Source organism: Bradyrhizobium sp. LM2.9, assembly GCF_054056555.1.
On record NZ_JBSRYJ010000001.1, the window covers coordinates 93,931 to 116,650 of the forward strand.

Sequence of the window (22,720 nt, forward strand, 5' to 3'; positions counted from 1 at the left end):
GGACTAGCAAGCGCGACCTGCAGCAAAGAGTGGGCTTTAGCACAATGTCATACGTTTAGGGTGCGCGCTCGCCGCGCTTCTGCCCAATGCCGGGGACTACGAGCCCAGAACTGGCTATAAGCCGCGGACCTCTTCAGGAGCGGATCAAGAGCTGTCCGACGCACGTGATCGCGCGCCCAACCCGGAAATGACTAGAGCTTGGTGCCGTCGCTAAGGCCCTGTGACTGTAAAACAAGAGCGGATCATGGAAAGTCGCCCGCCGAACCACCACAGAGCGCTCCACCGCATGCCGGCTCGCTGGCTTGTCGGTTTGGGCTTCGTCTAAAGCAGGCACTGTCTGGTACACTAAAGAAGGGAAATTGAGATGTTCTCAAAGTTTATCCGTCGTCTAGTCATGAGCGCTGTTGCGGCCATATTTGGCTTGATGTGCAGTGACGCGTACGCGCAAAGCGCAAAGAACGTGATTAATGCAATGTCGCTGACCACCTATCCGCCGTTCGAGTTTAAAGATGAAAGCAGTGGAAAGTTAGCGGGATTTAACATCGATGTTCTGGAAGCAATGGCGAAGAAAATCGGAGCGGAGGTCAGCTGGACCGAGACAAGTTACGCGCTCATGATCAGCTTTGCGCCGCTGAACACAAAACGCGCGGACGTCCTTTTGGGCACGATGGGTGATACGCCCGAACGCCGGGCCAAGGCGAACTTCCTAGATTACGTATATTCAAATCAGATACTCTATACTTTAAGCACAAGAGCGGAAGGTTTCGCGAACCTGGAGGCGTTATGCGGTAAGCACGTAGCGGCGACACGCTCCAGCCTTATCGAAATTCAGGGGATTGAGAAATGGAGTGAGGAAAATTGCCTCAAGAATGGCAAGCCGGCGGTCGAGGTGGTACCGGGTGAGAATACCGCCCAAAGCCGACTCTTGGTACAGCAGGGCCGCGCCGACGCCGCTATCACCGGTGAAGGCGTCATCTCGTATCAGAACAAAGTGGAGGGGAACCAGTACGCGGTCATCAGCAAACCTGTAGTCAAACTGTTGACCGGATTCGCTTTCGCGAAGGACAATCTTCAGCTTGGTCAAGAGCTAAAAACGGCGCTGGCCGCGGTTGTCGCCGATGGCACCTATGGGCAGCTGCTGCGCAAGTGGGGCTTGACGGATCAGGCCAGTATTGGGCAGCCAACCATCAATGGTCAGCCCTAATCGGCCCTTGAACCGCTAAGAGCAACGGCCTTGAGACAGACCGTCGATACCGCGCTTGCCTATCTATCGCGGCAATTGAACCGATGTCGGGCGTTGGAGGCGCTATCTAGGGCACCATAAGATGAGCGACCGCCTAAACGCTCGCCGTTCGACAACATCGCCGCGCTCCCGAGTGGCCGACACCTTCGGTGACCTGCCTCCGAAGTTTCATCCAGTGGCGATTAGAGCCTCAGCGGATGTTACGCCGTTTGGCGCGGGGTGAGCAACGTGCGATCGGCGGAGCTGGTCGGGGTTGCGCAGCCGGTCGCACGTTGCGGTGAGGTTGGCGGCATAGGCCGCAGGCGTCAGGTAGCCCAGCGAAGAATGCGGGCGTTGGCTGTTGTAGTCGGCGGCCCAAGCGGCAATTCTGGCCCGGGCGTGATCGAGGCCTAAGAACAGAGTTTCGTTGAGAAGCTCGTCGCGCATCCGGCCGTTGAAGCTTTCACAGAAGCCGTTCTGCATCGGCTTTCCCGGTGCGATGAAGTGCCAGGCGATCTGGTGGTCTTCCGACCAGGTCAGCATGGCGTTGCAGGTGAACTCGGTGCCGTTGTCCGAGACGATCATGCCAGGCTTGCCGCGACGGGCGATCAGCGCCGTCAGTTCGCGCGCCACCCGCCGTCCCGGGAGCGAGGTGTCGGGGATTGCCGCCAGGCATTCCCGGGTCACGTCATCGACGATGTTCAGGATCCGGAAGCGGCGACCACTGGCGAACTGGTCATGGACAAAATCCAGCGACCAACGGGCATTCGGCCGAGCCTCGACCAGGATTGGCGCCCGAACACCCACCGCGCGGCGGCGGGTCCGGCGCTTGCGGACGCTGAGGCCTTCCTCCCGATAGAGACGGTAGATTCGGTTTAGCCCGGACGGCTCGCCATGTTGGCGCAGCAGGACGAACAGCCGGCGATAGCCGAAGCGCCTGCGAGCATTGGCAAGCTCGCGCAATTGGACGCGCAGTTCGGTATCCGGCGGCCGGCACGACCGATAGCGGATCATCTTGCGGTCGGCGCTAACGATTGAGCAGGCCCGCCGCTCTGACAGGCCCAGTTCGGCCTGCAGATGCGCGACAGCCTCGCGCTTGGCGACGGGCCCTACCATTTTTTTGACAGAAGCTCGCGCAACGCGGCGGCATCCAACATCTGCTCGGCCAGTAGCTTCTTCAGCTTGGCGTTCTCGTCCTCAAGCTGCCGCAGCCGCTTGGCCTCCGAAACGTCCATCCCGCCGAATTTGGCCTTCCAATTGTACAGCGTCCCTTCCGAGATGCCGTGCTTACGCGCCAAATCGGCCGCCTTCGCACCGGCCTCATGTTCGCGCAGCACACCGATAATCTGTTCTTCCGTAAACCTGGCTCGCTTCATCTGTCCGTCCTTCAGAAGGCCGGACTCTAACTTCAACCGGAGGAAATCGGCAGGGGCAGGTCACCGTCAAGGCTCGAGTGTGGACGTCGGCCGTTGTAGAAGTCGAGATAGCGGCCAATCGAAGCTCGCGCCTCGCCGACCGTTTCGTAAGCTCGCAGATAGACCTCTTCATATTTGACGCTGCGCCACAGCCGTTCGACGAACACATTGTCCCGCCAAGCCCCTTTGCCGTCCATGCTGATGGCGATGGCTTGGTTGGTGAGCAGGCCCGTGAAGGCCGCGCCAGTGAACTGCGAGCCCTGATCCGTGTTGAAGATTTCGGGCTTGCCGTGACGCGCCAAAGCATCCTCCAGGGTCTCGACGCAGAAGGCCGCCTCCATCGTGATCGACAACCGCCACGAGAGAACCCGGCGGGTTGCCCAATCCAGCACGACAGCGAGATACACGAAGCCGCGCGCCATCGGGATATACGTGATGTCCATCGCCCAGACCTGGTTCGGCCGTGTGATCTCCATGCCGCGCAGCAGATACGGATAGATCTTGTGACCGGGCTCTGACTTGGTCGTGCGCGGACGGCGATAGAGCGCCTCTATCCCCATCCGCCGCATCAGCGTCTGCACATGCCGGCGGCCGACCTTGCACCCCTCGGCAGCCAGCAGGCCGCGCAACATACGCGAACCGGCGAAGGGATACTCCAGATGCAACCGATCGAGCCGTTGCATAATCGCGAGGTCGGCGGAGGGCACCGGACGCGGCAGGTAATAGACGCTGCCACGGCTGATGTTCAGAGCTTCCGCTTGCCTAGTGATCGACAGATCGTGCTCACGGTCGATCATCGCTTTGCGCTCAGCAACCCCGCCTTGGTGAGCGCTCCTTCTAAAAAATCGTTCTCCAGCGTCAGCTCTCCGATCTTGGCGTGCAACGACTTCACGTCGATGGCCGGCCCGGCAGATGCCGCGGGACCTGCCCCGAAAACGTCAGAGGCACCGCCCTCCAGTTGGGCCTTCCACGCCGTGATCTGATTGGGGTGGACATCAAAGTGCTCGGCCAACTGCGCCAGCGTTCGATCGCCCTTGATGGCGGCCAGCGCTACTTTCGCCTTGAAGGCCGGGGAATGGGTTCGGCGGGATCGTCTGCTCATCGTCGCTCCTGTCTGCGGCAACTATCGCCGCATTCAGGCAGAAACTCCACTTATCGCGATGTTCAGATTTCTGAGACCAGCTGTCTAGCCGGAGCACCGCGTAGGCCAGCGCCAGTGGATCGATATCGTTGAGCATGGCGGCGCCCGAGTGTGGGATGGACACGGTAAGCCGGCCGCGGCCGCCGGAGCGGGCGAAGCTCCACTTTGTTCTACCCACGGCGACAGCCCTAGGTAGTCGTCGGCAGCATGGATCGACATACCAAGCCGTCCGTCATGAAGGAAGCGTGGCGTCCCGGCGGCGCTTCATCGCCGCCGCCCGCATCATGAAAGACCTAACCTCGGTGTCCAACAAACCCGCAGCAGCTCAGTGATTCGGAATTCAATCGAGAGCTTTCCCAAACGGCAGATGGGGGCAGCCTTTAGCACCCCCTCGTGATTATCCCGATCTGACCGTGGGCTCGGAGATGTCCCGATCGCCGTTGAACTACGTCGGGCCGACGTTGCCGGAATGAATGTTACGCGGCCCTCGTGACGTGGGCAACGGGCTTGATCATCATGCGATCGTGGTCAGCTTGAAGGGCCGCACGCAGAACCGACAATTGCTTATGCGCCTTCAATCGTCGGAAGCCCTTGTTGGCCTCGATCATGCCGGCCGCGACCCATCGCAAGGCCATGCCGGCATCCCGCCAGCGTTTGACGTTGCGCGTGACGCGGCGAATTGTGCCCATCATGTTCTCGGCGATGTTGGTACGGGCGAGCGATCGACGAAGCTCCTTCGGCAGCTTCAACCGGACGACAGTCAGGATTTCGTCGAGGCCTTCGAGGATGCTCGCCGCTACGCCGGGCCATTGCTGGTCGAGTCGACGCGCGAGATTGCGGATCAATTTTTCAGCCTTGTCGGCGTCATCGAGCTCCCAGGCCTGGCGCAGCACCCGACGGGTGGCCGCATGATGCTCTTTCGGCAGGCGTTCCATGATGTTGCGCGCCTTGTGGATCTGGCAGCGCTGGATCGCAGCGGCCGAACCGAAGGTGCGGCGGATCGCCTTCGACAACGCCTTCGCTCCGTCGGCGATGAACAGTCTTGGCATGGTCGGGTCGAGCCCGCGCGAGACCAGGTTGTCCAGCAGGGCCTGAACCGTTGCGGCGTTCTCGATCGCCCCTTCCACCAGCGCCAGCGGGTGCTTGTTGCCTTCGCCATCAACCCCGATCGCGGCGACTAGCACGAGATCGCCGCCGAGATGCAGCCCGTCGATTTGGACCACCAGAAGGTCGAGCGCGGACAAATCGGCAGCCATGAAGTCGGCTAGCCGCGCCGCCGACAGCGCTACGAACCGCCGCGAGGCCGCCGACTTCGAAACTCCCGATCCGGGCGGTGCCGGCACGTCACCCTCGGGCAGCCGGACAGCGCGGCCGAACCGGCGCGTCGACACATTGATCAGCATCAGGTTCATCGCCCAGCGACCGAGCCAGTCCTCCTGCGCCGCCGTTTCCCAGCTCGGGATCGTGACCTCGCGGCCGTCCACGCCCCGGACCCGCGGGCGCTCGACCTCGATCTTGCCGCCGTGGAAACCGATCCGGCCCCGCGTTCGGCCCCAACGGTGCGCCCGCCGCGCCGCATCGCGACCGTGGCGCGGCCCGCAGGCCGCCGTCACATCCGCCTCCATCATCGTGCCGAGCGCCTCGATCCCTGCCGCAAGGCAGAACCGATCGAAGCTTGCCCGCACTTCTGCAAACGCCTCGTCCACAGCCCCGGTCGCCGGCGAACCAGCCGGTGTGATATCTCTCGTCATGGCGTTGCTCTCCTTGTGGAATCAGCACCCCGAGCCTACCGGCTCAAGGTGGGCAACGCCGACCTCTTCAGAAATTCAACAGAACCCGGGACAACCCCCGTGGGCTCTGCCAGTCTAGTTGCATCTTAATCGGCCATTTGCGCAGCTAATCCCTACAACTTAGATTGGGCAACGTAGAAACAAATCATCGCTTGAGACGTGCGAAGGCAAACGACAGATTCTCCCATAGCTCACCGGGTGAACGGCGCAGGAGCTAGCCGCCTGAACTCGGCGCAACGGGACGAGCAGGGTGGGTCGCAACAACTGTCACGTGCACAGTAGAATACTGATATGCGGAAATGATGTGCGCTGGAATACATCAAGTGAGCGAGCTGCAACGCAGGATCCGGTCGCCACCCTGCCACTGTTTGCACAAAATGATGTTTGCCCCCTGCTAGCATTTGAATCAATAGTTCGTGAGGCCAAGAGGGTTTGTTGTTACGAGTTCTTAATCGCCAAGAGACGGACCGCAGAATGACCGAACATTTCCTATCCGTCCTCAACGGGCGCGACAGCTCCGAAGCTGCAGCTCTCAAGCGCGCACCGGAGTCATCTCGCATGCCTCACCGGCCTGACGCAGTACGTGCCAGCAGGCGGCCTTTCGTCAAGAACGCGATTCTCACGAGCATTTCTCTTCAGGAGCTTGCGGCAATAGGCGAGTTCCTTGAACCAATTGTCCTCAAAGAACGTATGGTGCTGCAAGAACCAAAACGGCGCCTCGAGCACATCTATTTCATCGAGTCTGGCCTCGTCTCCCTCAGGATCGTCGCAGCGGGATGCATTCTGGAAACCGCCCTAATAGGCCATCAAGGTGCGGTCGGCGCTTGGCTCTTGTCGGGCGGGCAGCTTGCGACCCACCAATGCGTTGTGCTCTTTCCTGGGAGTGCGCACAGGATCCTTGTCGAGGATCTGAGGCGCATTATGCCAGAGTGCTCCGATATCCAAGAATGTCTACTTCAGTATGCTCAAGCGTTCAACTTGCATTGCGCTCAGACCGGCTCTTGTGCGGCGTTCGCCACGACCGCGAACAACGGGTGGCGTCCTGGCTCTGTCTGGGGAGCGACGCCCTCGATGCTGATGTCCTTCCAATTACACATGACTACCTCTCTTCCATGTTGGGGTTGCGCCGCGCTGGAGTAACGGAAACGCTAATCCGATTTGAACAGCAAGGATTGATTCACAAGACGCGTGGCGTGTTGCACATTGGGGATCGTCAGCGCCTCGAGCAAAAAGCATGCAGTTGTTACAGGCTCATTGCCGGAGCGTATGCCCACACTGACCCCGGCATATCAGCTCTCGACGGCGCGTGCGGTCGCTTGGACTCCCGCCTCACCTCTTTGTAATGCGATCGTAACCGAGTCTTTTGCGCGACGACTCGCCAGCCACAGTTCGCCACGTCAACCGCTCTTTGTGCCGGCTCATTCAAGGGCAGGAGCCGTGGCAAGCGGAGTAGTGAACCGCTCCGGGTTTGCCGGAGGCCATTTGGTTTAAGTTATGCCGCCCATGGCAGGGTGTTCCAGCATGGCGTAGTAGCGTTGCTCGGCTTCGGCCGGCGGGATGTTGCCGATGGGCTCGAGGAGCCTTCGGTTGTTGAACCAGTCGACCCATTCGAGGGTCGCGAACTCGACGGCCTCGAAGTTCCGCCACGGTCCACGCCGATGGATCACCTCCGCCTTGTAAAGTCCATTGATCGTTTCGGCGAGAGCATTGTCGTAAGAATCTCCGACGCTGCCGACAGAGGGCTCCACGCCGGCTTCGGCCAGGCGCTCGGTGTATTTAATGGATACATATTGGGCGGATTCAAACGGTCGTCGCAACACTCGGAGTTTGGAGGTTGCGATGAACGTTGTAAGGCGCAGATCGGAGCGGTCAGGACGAGCCCCATTGCCGTCGCCAGGACGGCCCTCTGTTGCCGGGCGCGATGAACAGAATAAGTTTTGGCGGGCGATTGCCGCTGGGTTAAGCAGCGAAGATGCTGCACTCGAAGCCGGATTGTCACAACCTGTCGGAAGCAGATTATTCCGAAAGGCGGGCGGCATGCCACCAGCGATGTTCAGATCTTCGGCAAAGGCTCTCTCCGGGCGGTATCTCTCGTTGAATGAGCGCGAGGAGATCGCACTTCTCAAGGTGCAGGGCCATTCCATACAGGAGATTGGACGTCGCCTGGGGCGGGCTGCTTCGACAGTCTCCCGTGAACTGCGGCGCAACGCGGCCACCCGCGGCGGCGGGTTGGAGTATCGGGCAACAACTGCCCAATGGCATGCGGATCGATCCGCTCGCCGGCCCAAGCCGACCAAGCTTGCGCTCAATGCAACCTTGCGCACTTATGTGGAGGAGAGACTTGCTGGCGGCGTCGTAGCCCCGACCGGCGCTCCCGTTCCTGGTCCCTCCGTTCCGTGGAAGGGGCGCCGGCATGGCCCGCGCAAGGATCGGCGATGGGCCAAAGCCTGGAGCCCTGAGCAGATTGCCCGACGCTTGCCGATCGACTTCCCGGACGACAAGACGATGCGCATCAGCCACGAAGCTATCTATCAAGCTCTCTTCGTTCAGGGCCGCGGCGCGCTACGCCGCGAGCTGACGGCCTGCTTGCGAACAGGGCGTGTATTACGGATGCCCAGAGCGCGCGTACGCAGGCGAGGCAAGGGCTTTGTCTCCCCGGAGATCATGATCAGTGAACGTCCTGCTGAAGCTGCCGATCGAGCAGTGCCGGGGCATTGGGAGGGAGACCTCATCCTCGGTGTTGGCAGCTCGGCAATCGGCACGCTGGTCGAGCGCACGACGCGCTTCACGATGCTATTGCACCTTCCCCGGTTGGCGGGACATGGCGAAGCTGCGCGCGTGAAGAACGGACCAGCCCTTGCGGGACACGGGGCTGAAGCCGTGCGCGACGCGATCACGCGCACCGTCATCACCTTACCTGAAGAGCTGCGTCGCTCGCTAACCTGGGATCAGGGGGCCGAAATGGCTCAGCACGATCGTCTCAAGATCGATGCGGGTATCCAGGTCTACTTCTGCGACCCGCAAAGCCCTTGGCAGCGCGGCACTAACGAGAACACCAACGGGTTGCTGCGGCAGTACTTCCCGAAAGGCACAGACCTGAGCATCCACAGCGCCGAGGAGATATCCGCTGTGGCAGCGGCTCTCAATGCCCGACCGAGAAAGACACTAGGCTGGAAAACGCCGGCGGAGGCGCTTGACGATCTGCTGTCATGAGTGAAAGTAACTGGTGTTGCGACGACCGTTTGAATCCGCCTTGGCTACCCCTGTCGCTATGATGCACGAGCCCGCCACGATGGACCGGCCGTCGATCATGCAATGCCTGCTCCAGCGCATCGAGCACGAAGCCTGCATGCGCCGTGCGCGAGGCTCGCCAGCCCAGGATCCTGCGGGCATAGGCGTCGATGACGAAGGCGACGTAGACGAAGCCGGTCCAGGTCGCGACATAGGTGAAGTCGGAGAGCCAGAGGACGTTCGGCCTCGGCGCCTTGAACTGGCGGTTGACGTGATCCAGCGGGCATGGCGCGGCCTTGTCGCTGATCGTGGTCGTGACGGGCTTGCCGCGGATGACCCCTTGTAGGCCCATGTCCCGCATCAGTCGCGCCACGGTACAACGGGCAACATCGAACCCTTCACGCTTGAGCTGCCGCCAGACCTTGCGCACGCCGTACACGCCGAAGTTCTGATCGAAGACGCGCCGGACCTCGATCTTCAGCGCGGCGTCCTGCCTGGCGCGCGCCGACAGCTTGGCGGGATCGCGCCGCTTGGCCACATGGGAGTGATAGGTCGAGGGGGCGATCGGCAGCACCTTGCAGATCGGCTCGACCCCATGCGCCCCACAATGATCCTCGATAAAGGCGATCATGGCTTGGACCGGCGGTCGAGCTCCGCCATCGCAAAATAGGCGCTTGCTTTGCGCAGGATCTCATTGGCCTGCCGAAGCTCGCGGTTCTCTCGTTCGAGCGCCTTCAGCCTCTCGGCCGTGTCGGTCGGAACGCCGGCCCGCTGCCCACTATCGATCTCGGCCTTCTTGACCCAGTCATGCAGCGTCTGCGGCGTGCAGCCGATCTTGGCCGCGATCGACATCACTGCCGCCCAGCGTGACGGGTGCTCGCTGGCGTGATCCAGAACCATCCGAACCGCTCGGGTCCGGACCTCGGGTGAGAACTTGTTTGTCGTCTTGCTCGTCATGGCTCCATCCTCTCAGGAGTTGGAGCCTCCGGCAAACCCGGGGCGGTTCATAGTGTGCACCACGGCAACTTGTACTCAAGCCCAGACTTCAGGGATTTTTGATAGACTTCAACAGCTCGCTAAGTCCAACACGAGCAAATACGGTTCGCAATGATCCGAGGCAGCAGATACGCTCCGAGCGCGCGTTCTGACAGATCATTGCCATCGAACTGCGCGACTCTGATCCAGACGTATTTGGCGCAGACGTGCCATCCCGTGTCGCCCCGATATGTACGCGCTCTGCAGCACGGGCGCATAATGATTGGCATTTCTCTCCACTGACAATAGCCCAACGGCTGGATCGATTCGACAGCGGCACCACTCCGAAGGACGATTGTTCTACCACTCAGCGACTCCTGGCGGGCCGCTCATTGCACCTGTCGTCTTCGTCCACTTGAAGACGCTCGCAGCCGGTCACATCGTAAGCGTCGTTTTCAGGCCACGACCCTGAGGTCTTGACGTTTAAGGGCTCACGGAAGCAGCTGGTCGATCTCGCTGCTGCGATAGCTGCTGACGGTTCTAGTGAGGAAGTCGCTGACGTAAGCGAGCGGGTCGACATCGTTCAGCTTGCAGATTTCGATCAGAGACGCGATGGCGGCCCAATGCTCGGCTCCACCGCGGCAGCCCGCGAACGGCGCATCTTTCCAATTGAGCGCAATTGGACGGATGGCGCGTTCCACGACATTGTTGTCGAGCTCGATCCGGCCATCATGGATGAAGTGCGCCAGATCCTCCTAGCGCGAGAGGGGATAACGCATGTCCTACGCAAGCTTGCCCTTCTGGCTTATCAGACCGTGCTTTGGGCGCAGCCAGTGCTCGAATACATTGGCGAGTGGCTGGCTTTTCTGCTGCTTGATGCTTGATGAGGCGCTGCTCGTTGGCGCTACGGCCAAGGATGTCCTTCTCGATGCCGTAAACGTCGGTAATGCGCTTGAACGCCTCGCTCGCAATAGTCGCTGGGCCAGGGGTGGCGAGTTCATAGAGTTGCGCCGCATCTGCGCCCCGCACAACGCAAGCTGGACATCGCCGGGCTCGGCTAGCCGGCACAGCCGTCGACCTGCATGATCCACTTGAAGCCATCGAGAAGGGCGACGGACGCTCAGCCTTGCCGTCAGGTCGATAGACATAGACGACGCTCGGCGGATCCGCACCGCCCCACGGCCGGTCGTCAGCGACATACGCCCAGAGCTGCCCGGTTTTGGTGTGGCCTGGGCCGGGATCGAGCACCGGGATCGCCGTCTAGTCGGCAAACAGTTTTGCACTTTGCCGGAGGTTTCCGAGTAGGGCTCGTGCAGCGGGCGCAAGTGCAAGGGGGCAGGGCCGACCAGTCCGCCTGCGTCGAACGATCGAAATCGATGCCTTAGCGGGCGCAAATCTCGGCCTGCCGGTACAGCATTAAATCAACGGCATATTTTGATACCAGCACTGCGCGATGGCGGCCTCGGTCGACAATCCACCCTCGGTCAGCCACGCCGGAGCAGGCGCCTGCACGACACCGTCTCCGCACGATCGGCATGCGTATTTGAGCCGGCGCGTGACGAGCACCCGAAACTGCGCGGGCACGATGTCCAGCCGCCCGCTTCTGTCCTCGCCGATCCGATACAGTTCGCCTTTGCAACAGGGGCATGTCCTCTCGTCGATATCGACGACAATCTCGATCCTCGGCAAATGCTGCGGCAGACCACTCGGCAAGCAGCATTGCCGTCAGCGTCCGAAGGTCGTCAGCCAGGACGTCGTTCGGCACCAACAAATCGGTTCATATTCGCCGGAATTTTACAACGATCTCGACCGTCCTGATTCTCTTCGTACGCATACGACGAAGACCGCCTGATTGACGCATGCGCGCGGGCACGGCGAGCTCTATGATGGTGTTGCTTGAAGATCAGGCGGCCTGCTGATCGGCGGGCGTGTCGCCTTGGCGCAGGAGCTTCCATTCCCACGGCAGCAGTTCGTGCAGACGCGACGCAGGAAGATCGGCGATACGGGCGAGAATGTCGGCGAGCCAGGCCTTGGGATCGACGTCGTTGAGGCGACAGGTCGTGATCATCGTCAGCATGATGGCGGCACGGTCGGCGCCGCGCTGGCTGCCGGCGAAGGTCCAGTTGCGCCTTCCCAAGGCGATGCCTCTCAATACGCGCTCAGCGCAATTGTTGGTCAAGCAGATCCTGCCATCGTCGAGGAAGCGGGCGAAGTCGTCCCAGCGCCTGAGCATGGAATTCATAGACTTCAGGACCTCGGAGGAGCGCGAGAGGGTTTCGCGCTCACGCAGCAACCAGGCGTGCATGTCCTCGAGAAGCGGCTTGCTCTTTTCCTGGCGCACGGCGCGCCGCTCGTCGGCGCCGCGGCCGTTGATGGCGCGCTCGATCTCGAACAACGCATCGAGGCGTCTGACCGCCTCCAGCGCGATCGGAGAGACCGGTTTGCCCTTCTTACCTTCCCGAGCATTTTTCTCGATGTCAGCCAGCTCGAAGAAGCCCCGCCGCGCATGGGCAAAGCAAAACGCCGGCGTAATCGGCAGCACCTTCCTCTGCGGGTCGAACAGCGGCTCGAAGCCGTTGTAGCAATCGGCTTGCAGGATACCGGCGAAGGCGGCCAGATGCTTCTGGGGATGCTCGCCTCGTCGGTCGCTCGAAGCGTAATAGACCGCCGCCGGCGGCGCAGGCCCGGCGAAGGGCCGGTCAGCCCGCACATAAGTCCAGATCCGCCCGGTCGTGCACTTGCCCTTCGCCAGGATACGGATGGTGGTGTCATCGCCATGAAGGCGCTCGGCCGCGAGCACATGGCGTTCGATCAAGTGGAAGAGCGGCATGACGGCGAAGGTCACGTGGCCGACCTGGTCGGCCAGCGTCGACAACGGCAGGTCGATCCCCTCGCACTTGAAGCGCGCACTCTGGCGGTTGAGCGGGATATGCATGCCGAACTTGTCGAACAGGATCGTCGCCAGCAATTGTGGGCCGATGAAGCCGCGCGGCGTGGCATGGAACGGCGCGGGCGGCTGGCTGATCTTCTCGCAATCGCGGCAGGTGAACTTCTCGCGTACCTCTCGATCAGCTTGAAGCGGCGCGGGATCTCCTCCAGCGTCTTGGTCACATCCTCACCGATCTTCGCCAGCCGCGATCCGCCGCAGCAGGCGCAGGTCGTTGGAGCCTCAATGACGACGCGCTCGCGTTCGATGTCATCCGGCCATGGCTTGCTCTGCGTCTTCGCCGCTGCGGCCTGCGCGGCAAGCTCATCCTCGCTCGCCGTGGTGACGAGTTCTTCGAGCTCCAACTCCAGCTGCTCGATCAGCCGGGCCGTGCGCTCGGAGCGCTGTCCGTACTTCGCGTTTGAGCTTCTCGATCCGCAGCTCGAGATGCGCGATCAGCGCCTCGTTGTCCGACAGCTCCGCCCGCGCACTGGCAGCCACCGCCTCGGCTCGCAGCCGCGCCTCACGCTCGGCCTGCAGCGCCGCCAGGGCACTCACAAGGTCCGATGGAAGATCGTCCGGCTTCGATATCACGAAGCCATTGAATCAGATCAAGCAGCAGATTCAAACCGTAAAAGCGGCTATCCGACCCGCGTCGGACGCTGGGTTTCTTGAGGGTTGCGCCAATCGATCCCGGACAACAGATAGCTCAACTGCGCCGGAGAGATCGTTACCGATTCACCGGCAACCGATGGCCAGATAACCCTTCCTCTCTCGAGTCTTTTGGTAAACAGGCATGCTCCCTGGCCATCGTGCCAAATGACCTTCAAAAGATCGCCGCGTTTGCCCCTGAAGCAGAAAAGACCGCCGCCCATGGCGTCGCGCTTGAGCACTTCCTGCACGCGCAGAGCCAGGCTCGGAAAGCCACACCGCATGTCGGTATGGCCCGTCGCCAGCCACACTCGCACGCCCGTCGGGATCGGGATCACCGTAGTGTCTCCAGCCCTCGCATGATCCGTAGCAAAACCGCGACATCGACGTTGCGATCCACGATCACGCGTCGGCCATTCGCGGTCACCACTTCCAGAGTGCCAGTCGCCGCCGGTGCCGCACGCTCCGTCGTCGACTGGACCTCCGACACAATCCGGGCCGGCACAAATCCACCTACCTGACAGCCGCCAAGCTGTCCTTCGCGATAGGCCTTGCGCCACGAAAACAGAAGCTGTTTCGAAAGCCCATGATGCCGTGCTGTCGCCGACACCAGCCGCGGACCCAAAAAACTTTCCTCGACAATCCGCAGCTTCTCGGCAGCCGACCAGCGCCGACGCCGACCAGTCTCCACAATTTCAAGGCGACGCACTTGGCGACTATCAGTAAGGATATCCATACCGACAGTCAGCTACAGACCGGATGAACTCGCAAGACGGCCGTCCTCGGACGAGTACTTCTCTTCGCAGCAGTGCTCGCCAACAACTAATTGGGCTGCGTTGGCCTTGCCGTCTCCCGCGCCTCATGGACACCCCCCGCATGTAGAGCGCTTCCAGCAGCGCCGGCAATTGCGCCGCTGACCACCGCACCACGCCGTCTTCGCTCTTCGGCCAGCGCGTGGCGCCGCACATGCGCCTGTTCGCATCAATGACGAAAGAGTATCGGCGGTGACGCACTGGAGGTCGCTACTCCACCTCGCGCCGCTGTGTGCAGCTCTTGCATGAGCTTTTTCCCAAATGCCTGGCCGTAGCAAATGCGTGACACACTGAGTGCAATCGCGGTTCAGCACGCCAGATTATCATCGAGTGCGTACGAAACGTACGTTGACTAGCTGCCTCAGTACACATCGTGCGATTGTGACGCGCTTGGAACACGCTAACCCAACGCACGCCTGCGTTCGTCCGTTCCGTACGAAGTTTTCACGCCGGTAACTAACGCAATCTGTCAACGTATCCACGCGAGCGGCGGAATGGTCCGCAGCGCGACGTCACTGGTTCAATTCGTCAGTGGTGTTCGAAGAAGGCCCTGTAGGTCGTGAATGATTGGGGGCGAAGGTGGCTGCTCTCCTCGAAAACGAGACAGCCATTCTTGGGTTAAACAACTGGAGGGTTTTTTATGAAGATGGCGAAGAGCCTCTTTCTTGGTTCAGCGGCGGGTCTGATCGTTATGGGCGGAGCGCAGGCGGCCGATCTCCCCGTCAAGGCCAAGGCGATCGAATACATCAAGATTTGCTCCTTGTACGGCGCCGGGTTCTACTACATCCCGGGGACTGACACATGCATCAAATTGAGCGGCTACCTGCGCGCTGAAGTCGCGCTGAATACTAGCTATCACTATCTCGGGCCGGACAGTGGCGTGGGTGGTGCTAACAACCGCTTAAGTGACTATTATAGTGCGCGCGTTCGTGAAGGTCTCAATATCGACACTCGCACCGCGACCGAATACGGCTTGCTCCGCACATACTTTGAAGGAGCGTGGACTTATACGACAGGTCCCTATAGCGGTAATGGCGCTGGCGGGACGACGTATACGTCATCAGTGGGCTCTCAGGTCGCGGCTGGCACTCCCGGTCTCTACCATGCCTTCATCCAGTTCGCCGGCTTCACATTCGGTAAGGCGTTTTCGCAGTTCAGCACGCCTTGGAACCAGTATCCCGCGAACTCCTTCGAGTTGATGGGCGCAGGTGGTTGGGACCCGGTGGTCCAGTTTGCTTACACGTTCGACTTCGGACAAGGCATAACCGCGAGCTTGTCGGCAGAGGATCAGGTCTCTCGTGACCAACTCGCCATCTGGAACGTGAGCGCAGCGACGCCAGCAGGACTTGCTGCTGGTGCGTACGGCGCCAACGACTTCGGTGGCTCGCGAGCTCCAGATTTCGTCGCCCAGATTCGTTTTGACCAGGCTTGGGGTCTTTTTCAAGGGTCGTTCGCGGCGCATAACAATCATGCTGCCTACTATGGTGGAACCGAGCTCACCGGCCACCCGGATGACAAGTGGGGCTGGGCTGGTCAGCTGGGATTGTCGATCAAAAACATCCCGACCGGTGCCGGCGATACGATCAACATGTCAGCTGTCTATACGAGTGGTGCGAGCCGTTACAATTTCCACGACTATACGGCGGCACCGAGTTTCGCCATGTACGGAAGCACAGGTCTCGCTGGTGCCTACCAGAGCGTCGCTCTCGCTGGCGTGTCCGACTCGGTGTTCGTGACGGGCTCGGGCCAGCAATTGACGACGACCTATGGCTTCGCGGGTGGCTATTCTCACAACTGGGATCCCCGCTGGGTGAGTAGCATCTTCGGTTCATGGGCCGCGGTGCGTTACAACAACACGACCAAGGGCTACATCTGCGGCGCGGTAGTCGCAAACATCGCGCTCTCGACTGGGGCTGGAGGCTGCAACCCCGATTTCAATTACGCCATTATTGGTACGAGGACGGGTTGGACCCCAGTGAAAGGCCTGACCTTCTCGGCCGAGCTTGCGTACACGATGCTCGACCAGAAGTACGCGAGCGGAAGCACGGTGACACTGCCGACGCAGTCAAGCATCGCCAAACCGGGTACCACGTATGAGCTGAAGGACCAGGGCGCTCTCACGCTGCTGCTCCGCGCTCAGCGCGTCTGGTAGTTTCGTAAAACGAGCAGAAGGAGGAACGAACCGGCTCTATGATCTAAGTTACACCTCCAAGAAGGCCTCCGGCATGCCCGCCGGAGGCCTTTCATATTCAGTCTAAGCGGACGCTTTCTAGCCGACGCTTTCGCGCGGCGGTCTTGTGGCGCCTCCCAATTCGCGGAAGATGGGTTGGAGCAAGAGCCGATGATAATGTCTAAAGTACCCCCGATAGCTCGGTTTGTTTTCTACGGGCGGCATCGTTGCAAGTTTAGGCGGCCCGCGTGTGCGACGGCTTGGTGACTTATGCACGCAATGGAGCTGCCTCCGGATTGTATCGAATGCTATCATCGGAGCTCCCCAACAGGTAATTCCACCGGCGCCCTGACTTTAGTGGAGCCGGTCATCTAGACGTTCGGCGCTCTCGAAGAGCGAAGCTGTCTCCTAGACACACTCGATTGTGTTCGTGCCAAGGCGTGTAGGAGGCCGGAGTGGCTCTCGCCTTCTCAAGGTGCGCTGTGCGTCACGGCAATACATTGTCATTGACGAGCAGTGCGCAATTGGCCGATTGGATCTTCATTCCTACTTCGCCTATGCGCCACATCGTGGGTGATGTCGCACTATCTCCCTGGTTACCGCGCGGCATACACCTGATCCGGAGACAAAGAAGCCGCCTTGCGTCTCGTTCCTCCTGATCGATATACGTCGCCGGGGTCATCGTGCGTCGAATTGAGTCGATCGACGGTCGGCATGACATTTGCGAGGTGGTTTTCGACGGCGTGCATGTTCGCGTCGAAAATACTATCGACGAGGAGAAACGCGACTGAAAGGGACGCATCAGGCACATCAAGATTAGCTGGGCTGCATCGTGCTGAAGGTGAACGGCTGATCAACGAGCTGGTTTCCGTGACAAGGTTCGCCGCTACAGCACGGCGCCAAAAAGTCCGATCATGGTGCTGTAGCGGCGCCGCCTGGCCGAATTTCTGCGTTTTAAGATGACGAAGCGTAGCGATGCTGCAGGATCATCGAAGAAATGCGGTACAAACACTCAACCCTCGATCTAACGTTGTCAGGACCGATGGACGTCGAATACCACTCATTATGTTCGCCGAAATGGCAAGTTATTGAGAATGCGACACCCACGGTCACTTTGCCGCGCAGTAATCTTGTTTTGCGCGGCCACTTTGTCACTGCACCAGGCGCAAGTTGGGGCCCAATATGCACTGCGTAGACACTTTTCTGGAGCTACAGCGTGAAGCAAGGGCGTGGCGCCACTATCTTCACCAGAATCCCGAGCTCGGCTTTCAGGTACACAACACGGCGAGATTCGTGGCCGATAAGCTGGCCTCGTTCGGAATCAATCACATCGAAACGGGGATAGCTGAAACCGGTATCGTCGCCTTGATTCAGGGAAAGGGCGGAGACGGCCCCACCATCGCACTAAGGGCGGACATGGACGCCTTGCCGATCCTTGAGGCCTCAAACAAGCCGTGGTCGTCGAAAGCACCGGGTAAAATGCACGCCTGCGGCCACGATGGTCATACGGCCATGTTGTTGGGTGCCGCGAAATACCTTGCCAGTACGCGCAACTTTAAGGGCTGCGTTGGTTTGATCTTTCAGCCGGCGGAAGAAGTCGAACTTCCGTCTGGCGGCCTTAGAATGGTCCAGGAAGGAATCATGGACCGCTTCAATATCTCCAAGGTCTTTGGGATGCACAACGCCCCGGGCACGGAGGTCGGCAAATTCTGCATTTGCGATGGGCCTATCATGGCTTCGCAGGACGACTTCGACATTATCGTAAGAGGCCGGGGCGGCCATGCGGCTAAGCCGCATGAAACCATCGATCCGGTCGTGATTGCGGCACAGATCATTGTCGGCATTCAAACTCTGGTTTCACGCAAAATCAACCCACTCGATTCGCTTGTGATCTCTGTGACAAAATTGAATGCTGCCAATGCTTACAACATCATCGCTGATCAAGTCGAAATGGCTGGCACGGTCAGAACCCACGTCCCTGACCTGAGAGAGTTCGCCGAACGGCAGATCATGACAGCCGCCCAGGGCATCGCGCGGGGATTTGGCGCAGATATCGAGTTCAAGTACCGTCGGTCGGTCCCGGTGACCTTCAATCACATCCAGGAGACTAACCTAGCGATCAGCGCGGCACGTAGTCTCGTGGGGCCCGCTTCCGTGGACGACAAGATTAGCCCGGGGATGGCAGCGGAGGATTTCGCCTATATGCTCGAGGCGCGGCCGGGTTCTATGATTTTTCTTGGCAATGGAGCGACCGCGGGTGTGCACCACCCGGCGTACGATTTCAATGACGAGGCCCTCCCTTATGGCATCGGCTATTGGGTCAACTTGGTCGAGACGGTGCTGGCTTCCTGAACTCACGCAGGCAGCGAAGCCATCGTTCGATAGCTTAGATCGCCTCTTGTTCAACTTGCCGTCCGGGGATTGCCGCAGCCGCCGCACTCGGAGGTTGACGTGAGTTCGCGTGCACGCCGGCAATGGTCGTACAGCTGGTCTCAGAAATCTGAACATCGCGATAAGTGGAGTTTCTGCCTGAATGCGGCGATAGTTGCCGCAGACAGGAGCGACGATGAGCAGACGATCCCGCCGAACCCATTCCCCGGCCTTCAAGGCGAAAGTAGCGCTGGCCGCCATCAAGGGCGATCGAACGCTGGCGCAGTTGGCCGAGCACTTTGATGTCCACCCCAATCAGATCACGGCGTGGAAGGCCCAACTGGAGGGCGGTGCCTCTGACGTTTTCGGGGCAGGTCCCGCGGCATCTGCCGGGCCGGCCATCGACGTGAAGTCGTTGCACGCCAAGATCGGAGAGCTGACGCTGGAGAACGATTTTTTAGAAGGAGCGCTCACCAAGGCGGGGTTGCTGAGCGCAAAGCGATGATCGACCGTGAGCACGATCTGTCGATCACTAGGCAAGCGGAAGCTCTGAACATCAGCCGTGGCAGCGTCTATTACCTGCCGCGTCCGGTGCCCTCCGCCGACCTCGCGATTATGCAACGGCTCGATCGGTTGCATCTGGAGTATCCCTTCGCCGGTTCGCGTATGTTGCGCGGCCTGCTGGCTGCCGAGGGGTGCAAGGTCGGCCGCCGGCATGTGAAGACGCTGATGCGGCGGATGGGGATAGAGGCGCTCTATCGCCGTCCGCGCACGACCAAGTCAGAGCCCGGTCACAAGATCTATCCGTATCTGCTGCGCGGCATGGAGATCACACGGCCGAACCAGGTCTGGGCGATGGACATCACGTATATCCCGATGGCGCGCGGCTTCGTGTATCTCGCTGTCGTGCTGGATTGGGCAACCCGCCGGGTTCTCTCGTGGCGGTTGTCGATCACGATGGAGGCGGCCTTCTGCGTCGAGACCCTGGAGGATGCTTTGGCGCGTCACGGCAAGCCCGAAATCTTCAACACGGATCAGGGCTCGCAGTTCACTGGCGCGGCCTTCACGGGCCTGCTCACCAACCAAGCCATCGCCATCAGCATGGACGGCAAAGGGGCTTGGCGGGACAATGTGTTCGTCGAACGGCTGTGGCGCAGCGTCAAATATGAAGAGGTCTATCTGCGAGCTTACGAAACGGTCGGCGAGGCGCGAGCTTCGATTGGCCGCTATCTCGACTTCTACAACGGCCGACGTCCACACTCGAGCCTTGACGGCAGCACACCGGATCAAGCCTACTTCAACCAGCCGCCAATCCGCATGGCGGCCTAACCCCGGCAGACGCTCCACTTATCGACGCGGAGATTTTGTTCAGACAACCGGGACCAGCTCTCGTCTCCGTCCACGCATCCAGTTTACCTGCAATTTTACGGCCCAAAGCAAGGACATGTCCGTCCGTTCGTCCATCTCGACACTTCGCGCGGCAAGATAGCTGCTTAGATCACGGACTACAATTTTCAGTCACGCCACTCGTCACTGAAATAGTACCCCCGGAAGTTATCTCGCCCGCAACGGAAGATCGGCTACGCAGCCCTGACCAGGCTCGCCGTCGTCTGATGTTCAACCCCGCCACTTAGCACGCAACGCTCTGGAACTCGCAAGGGATTACTCTAATCGCGCGGAGACATTGGCACCGAGAATTCCGCCGGGGTCGTTTGAGAGCCCGTCAGCTCGTGGGTCATCTCGGCGTGGCGCTTGGCGAGCGATCAGAGTGTACTAAGGCGATGTTACCCAAGCCGACGCGGACGCGATCGACGCGAATCCGCTCAAGAGACACGAGCGGCGCAGAATTTCGACCACCCGAGGCCCAAATCAGATGAATTCTGCATCAGGAACCAAGTAGGATTCTCAGCAAGAGCCGGAAGTTTCGCATGATCAAGGGCCACGAGACGGCTAGGGAGCGCCAAGGAGATAACAATGTGCCTGAACTGCAGATGCCGTGGGCATGTACGCCCCGAGTCCTGATTGACTGGAATTTGCTGGGGTGCGCTTGGGAACAATGCTCTGTTGGCTGCGAGCCTCGGTGGGGTCCGACGCAAACGCGCGGCCCGCTGAACAAGCTCATTTCGTGCCGGCTCCTATTGGAGCGGCTGTGCTGTCATTCCAGCCGATCGTAGTGCGCCCTCAATGAGGGTCGGCTACGCGATTTGGCGACAATCGAGCACCTCTGGCCAGGGCGAGAAGCGGTTGCGCCTCCAATGCGAGCCTGCGCGAGCGGTTCCGTGCTAGCAATCGCGCAGACGCGAATGTAGCGGAAAGTTTCGCGCAGTTCTTTAGTTGAACGCGTGAACCGATTTCATCCGGAAAACTGGGCGTGGATTAGCTGCGTGGCTGATTTAGGCGGGACACGAAACGTGACAATCTCTCGACGCGACCTCATCAAAGTGGGTTTGGCTGCCGGAGCCGCTGTATCAAATCCGTCGGTCCTGCGTGCGGGAACGGCGCGGACCGCCGCGGGGACGGTTCGCATGGTGATGGGTAGTCTCACCATCTTTGACCCAATCTTCACGACGACCGACATCACTGCCAACCATGGTCTTGCCGTCTACGATACGCTGTTTTCGCTCGACTCCCGATTTGTGCCGCAACCGCAAATGGTGGGAAAGTGGGGCGTTTCCGAAGACAGGAAAACCTATACTTTCGAACTCCGGGATGGACTTGGCTGGCACGATGGCACCCCGGTCAACGCGGCAGACTGTGTCGCCTCGATCCGTCGCTGGGGCCAAGTGGACTCCGGCGGCCAACTGCTTATGGAGCGGACCAAGGATATCTCGAAGAAGGACAACATGACTTTCGCGATCACTCTCAGGGAGCCGTACGGGTTGTTAATCGATCAGCTGGCGAAAGTGTCCGAGCCATGCTTGTTCATTATGCGTGAGAAGGATGCGAATCATCCTGCAACGGAGCAAGTGATCGCGAACATCGGATCCGGGCCGTTCAGGTTCAATGAGTCTCTCGCTAAGCCCGGCGCGAGCTTTACCTACGACCGCAATGAAGAATATGTTCCCCGCAGTGAGGCAGCCGATGGCTTCGCCGGCGGTAAAACCGTTAAGGTCGAGCGCGTCATTTGGGACAATATCGCCGATGAGCAGACTGCCTTTGCCGCCCTCCAAGCGGGAGAGGTCGATTTGCTAAAGGCACCACCGGCCGATCTTTACCCAATGATTGAAGGCGATCCCAGCCTTGCACTCGAAGTGCTCGACAAGGGAGGCAACGACATGTGTCTGCGGATGAACTGTCTGCAGAAGCCGTTCGATAACGCGAAGGCGCGGCAAGCGATGCTTTACCTAGTCGACCAGGAGGCGTTCCTGCGAGTTATGTGTCCCGATCCAAAATACAGGCGCACCCTCACTACTATCTTTGGAAATAGTACCCCATACTCAAATCATGAAAATACTGAATGGTACAAGAAGGGTGGTGACGTAGAAAAGGCCAAACAGCTCTTCAAGGAGGCTGGATATGCCGGCGATAGGGTCACCATTCTCCAACCCGCGGACTGGCCGGCGGTCAGAGACGCCGCACAGCTTCTCGCGGCCACTCTGCATAAGATCGGCGTTAATGCTGAGCTTGCCCCAAGCGACTGGGGCGGAATTGCCGCTCGTCGCGCGAACAGGGGCTCAGTTGAGAAGGGTGGCTGGAGTATCTTCATCACGAGCGACGCCGATTACGTGCAAAGCGATCCCATTGCTGCGCCTTTCCTGACTGCCGCGGGCGAAAAAGCCTGGTTCGGTTGGCCGCACAACACCGAATATGAAGCTCTCCGAGCGCAATGGGCCGATGCGGAAACACTCGACGACCGCAAGTTGCTGGCCCACAAGATGCAGTGGGCGTGGTGGGATTTTGTGGGCGATGTAAGACTGGGCCAGATAGTCTCGCCGATTGCCCGCCGCAAGACGCTCAGAGGTCTCATTGGAATGCCGCAGCTGCTTCCAATGTGGAACATGCAGAAGGGCTAAAGCT

Annotated in this window: 12 protein-coding genes, 4 pseudogenes and 1 other annotated feature; of the genes and pseudogenes, 7 read left to right on the forward strand and 9 right to left on the reverse strand. The window is 60.1% G+C overall.

The window, feature by feature from the left end; all coding sequences use genetic code 11:
- Nucleotides 1-364: 364 nt before the first annotated feature.
- Complete coding sequence (locus ACVWW3_RS00410) at nucleotides 365-1,204, forward strand: transporter substrate-binding domain-containing protein (RefSeq protein WP_456647410.1); 840 nt, start codon at nucleotides 365-367, stop codon at nucleotides 1,202-1,204.
- Nucleotides 1,205-1,411: 207 nt separating this feature from the next.
- On the opposite strand, the gene ACVWW3_RS00415 is transcribed toward ACVWW3_RS00410, so the two are convergent.
- The 3 genes from ACVWW3_RS00415 to ACVWW3_RS00425 form a co-directional block, all read right to left on the reverse strand.
- Nucleotides 1,412-2,598 (reverse strand): IS3 family transposase gene (locus ACVWW3_RS00415; RefSeq protein ID WP_247350894.1). Its coding sequence is split into 2 segments (ribosomal slippage): nucleotides 1,412-2,346 and nucleotides 2,346-2,598, totalling 1,188 coding nucleotides; the frame shifts between segments, so codons are not numbered across the junction.
- Between the two features lie 32 nt (nucleotides 2,599-2,630).
- Nucleotides 2,631-3,739, reverse strand: a protein-coding gene (locus tag ACVWW3_RS00420; RefSeq protein ID WP_456647411.1) for an IS3 family transposase whose coding sequence is annotated in 2 segments (ribosomal slippage) — nucleotides 2,631-3,484 and nucleotides 3,484-3,739 — 1,110 coding nt in all. Because the reading frame shifts where the segments join, the coding sequence is not laid out codon by codon here.
- 515 nt (nucleotides 3,740-4,254) lie between these two features.
- A complete protein-coding gene (locus tag ACVWW3_RS00425) occupies nucleotides 4,255-5,529 on the reverse strand; it encodes an IS256 family transposase (protein WP_456647412.1) in 1,275 nt (424 codons plus the stop codon).
- Between the two features lie 986 nt (nucleotides 5,530-6,515).
- Between ACVWW3_RS00425 and ACVWW3_RS00430 the strand changes: the two genes are divergently transcribed.
- Nucleotides 6,516-6,911: a Crp/Fnr family transcriptional regulator gene (locus ACVWW3_RS00430; RefSeq protein ID WP_456671800.1), complete on the forward strand. Its 396-nt coding sequence runs from the start codon at nucleotides 6,516-6,518 to the stop codon at nucleotides 6,909-6,911.
- Between the two features lie 144 nt (nucleotides 6,912-7,055).
- Here ACVWW3_RS00430 and ACVWW3_RS00435 read toward each other — a convergent pair.
- Nucleotides 7,056-7,361, reverse strand: a pseudogene (locus ACVWW3_RS00435) (integrase core domain-containing protein); the annotation flags it as partial.
- Between the two features lie 46 nt (nucleotides 7,362-7,407).
- Between ACVWW3_RS00435 and ACVWW3_RS00440 the strand changes: the two are divergent.
- Nucleotides 7,408-8,781, forward strand: a complete 1,374-nt coding sequence (locus tag ACVWW3_RS00440; protein WP_456647414.1) for an IS30 family transposase — start codon at nucleotides 7,408-7,410, stop codon at nucleotides 8,779-8,781.
- Nucleotides 8,782-8,821: 40 nt separating this feature from the next.
- Here ACVWW3_RS00440 and ACVWW3_RS00445 read toward each other — a convergent pair.
- From ACVWW3_RS00445 to tnpA, 5 genes and pseudogenes are all read right to left on the reverse strand, one after another.
- Nucleotides 8,822-9,756: pseudogene (locus ACVWW3_RS00445) on the reverse strand (IS3 family transposase); the annotation flags it as partial.
- Nucleotides 9,356-9,472 (reverse strand) — a sequence feature (AL1L pseudoknot). (Overlaps the previous pseudogene by 117 nt.)
- Before the next feature lie 509 nt (nucleotides 9,757-10,265).
- A pseudogene (gene tnpC / locus ACVWW3_RS00450) lies at nucleotides 10,266-11,475 on the reverse strand (IS66 family transposase); the annotation flags it as partial.
- A gap of 202 nt (nucleotides 11,476-11,677) precedes the next feature.
- A pseudogene (gene tnpC / locus ACVWW3_RS00455) lies at nucleotides 11,678-13,294 on the reverse strand (IS66 family transposase).
- A 47-nt stretch (nucleotides 13,295-13,341) separates the two neighbouring features.
- Nucleotides 13,342-13,689 carry an IS66 family insertion sequence element accessory protein TnpB gene (gene tnpB / locus ACVWW3_RS00460; RefSeq protein ID WP_456647415.1) on the reverse strand — a complete coding sequence of 116 codons (348 nt, stop codon included), beginning with the start codon at nucleotides 13,687-13,689 and terminating at the stop codon, nucleotides 13,342-13,344.
- The gene (gene tnpA / locus ACVWW3_RS00465) at nucleotides 13,686-14,087 is read right to left on the reverse strand and encodes an IS66-like element accessory protein TnpA (RefSeq protein WP_456647416.1); all 402 of its coding nucleotides are present in this window, start codon (nucleotides 14,085-14,087) and stop codon (nucleotides 13,686-13,688) included. The genes tnpB and tnpA overlap by 4 nt, the downstream gene beginning before the upstream one ends.
- 716 nt (nucleotides 14,088-14,803) lie before the next feature.
- Here tnpA and ACVWW3_RS00470 point away from each other — a divergent pair.
- From ACVWW3_RS00470 to ACVWW3_RS00485, 4 genes are all read left to right on the forward strand, one after another.
- The gene (locus tag ACVWW3_RS00470) at nucleotides 14,804-16,315 is read left to right on the forward strand and encodes a porin (protein ID WP_456647417.1); all 1,512 of its coding nucleotides are present in this window, start codon (nucleotides 14,804-14,806) and stop codon (nucleotides 16,313-16,315) included.
- 1,200 nt (nucleotides 16,316-17,515) lie between these two features.
- Nucleotides 17,516-18,685, forward strand: coding sequence for a M20 aminoacylase family protein (locus tag ACVWW3_RS00475; RefSeq protein WP_456647418.1), 1,170 nt, complete (start codon nucleotides 17,516-17,518; stop codon nucleotides 18,683-18,685).
- A 214-nt stretch (nucleotides 18,686-18,899) separates the two neighbouring features.
- Nucleotides 18,900-20,032 (forward strand): IS3 family transposase gene (locus ACVWW3_RS00480; protein ID WP_456647380.1). Its coding sequence is split into 2 segments (ribosomal slippage): nucleotides 18,900-19,155 and nucleotides 19,155-20,032, totalling 1,134 coding nucleotides; the frame shifts between segments, so codons are not numbered across the junction.
- Nucleotides 20,033-21,114: 1,082 nt separating this feature from the next.
- Nucleotides 21,115-22,716, forward strand: a complete 1,602-nt coding sequence (locus ACVWW3_RS00485) for an ABC transporter substrate-binding protein (RefSeq protein WP_456647551.1) — start codon at nucleotides 21,115-21,117, stop codon at nucleotides 22,714-22,716.
- Nucleotides 22,717-22,720: the final 4 nt, after the last annotated feature.

What these genes read in the sequence shown, in the direction of transcription:
- ACVWW3_RS00410 (WP_456647410.1), top strand. Translation starts at nt 365, where the DNA reads ATGTTCTCAAAGTTTATCCGTCGTCTAGTCATGAGCGCTGTTGCGGCC.
- ACVWW3_RS00425 (WP_456647412.1), bottom strand. Translation starts at nt 5,529, where the DNA reads ATGACGAGAGATATCACACCGGCTGGTTCGCCGGCGACCGGGGCTGTG.
- ACVWW3_RS00430 (WP_456671800.1), top strand. Translation starts at nt 6,516, where the DNA reads ATGTCTACTTCAGTATGCTCAAGCGTTCAACTTGCATTGCGCTCAGAC.
- ACVWW3_RS00440 (WP_456647414.1), top strand. Translation starts at nt 7,408, where the DNA reads ATGAACGTTGTAAGGCGCAGATCGGAGCGGTCAGGACGAGCCCCATTG.
- tnpA (WP_456647416.1), bottom strand. Translation starts at nt 14,087, where the DNA reads ATGGATATCCTTACTGATAGTCGCCAAGTGCGTCGCCTTGAAATTGTG.
- ACVWW3_RS00470 (WP_456647417.1), top strand. Translation starts at nt 14,804, where the DNA reads ATGAAGATGGCGAAGAGCCTCTTTCTTGGTTCAGCGGCGGGTCTGATC.
- ACVWW3_RS00475 (WP_456647418.1), top strand. Translation starts at nt 17,516, where the DNA reads ATGCACTGCGTAGACACTTTTCTGGAGCTACAGCGTGAAGCAAGGGCG.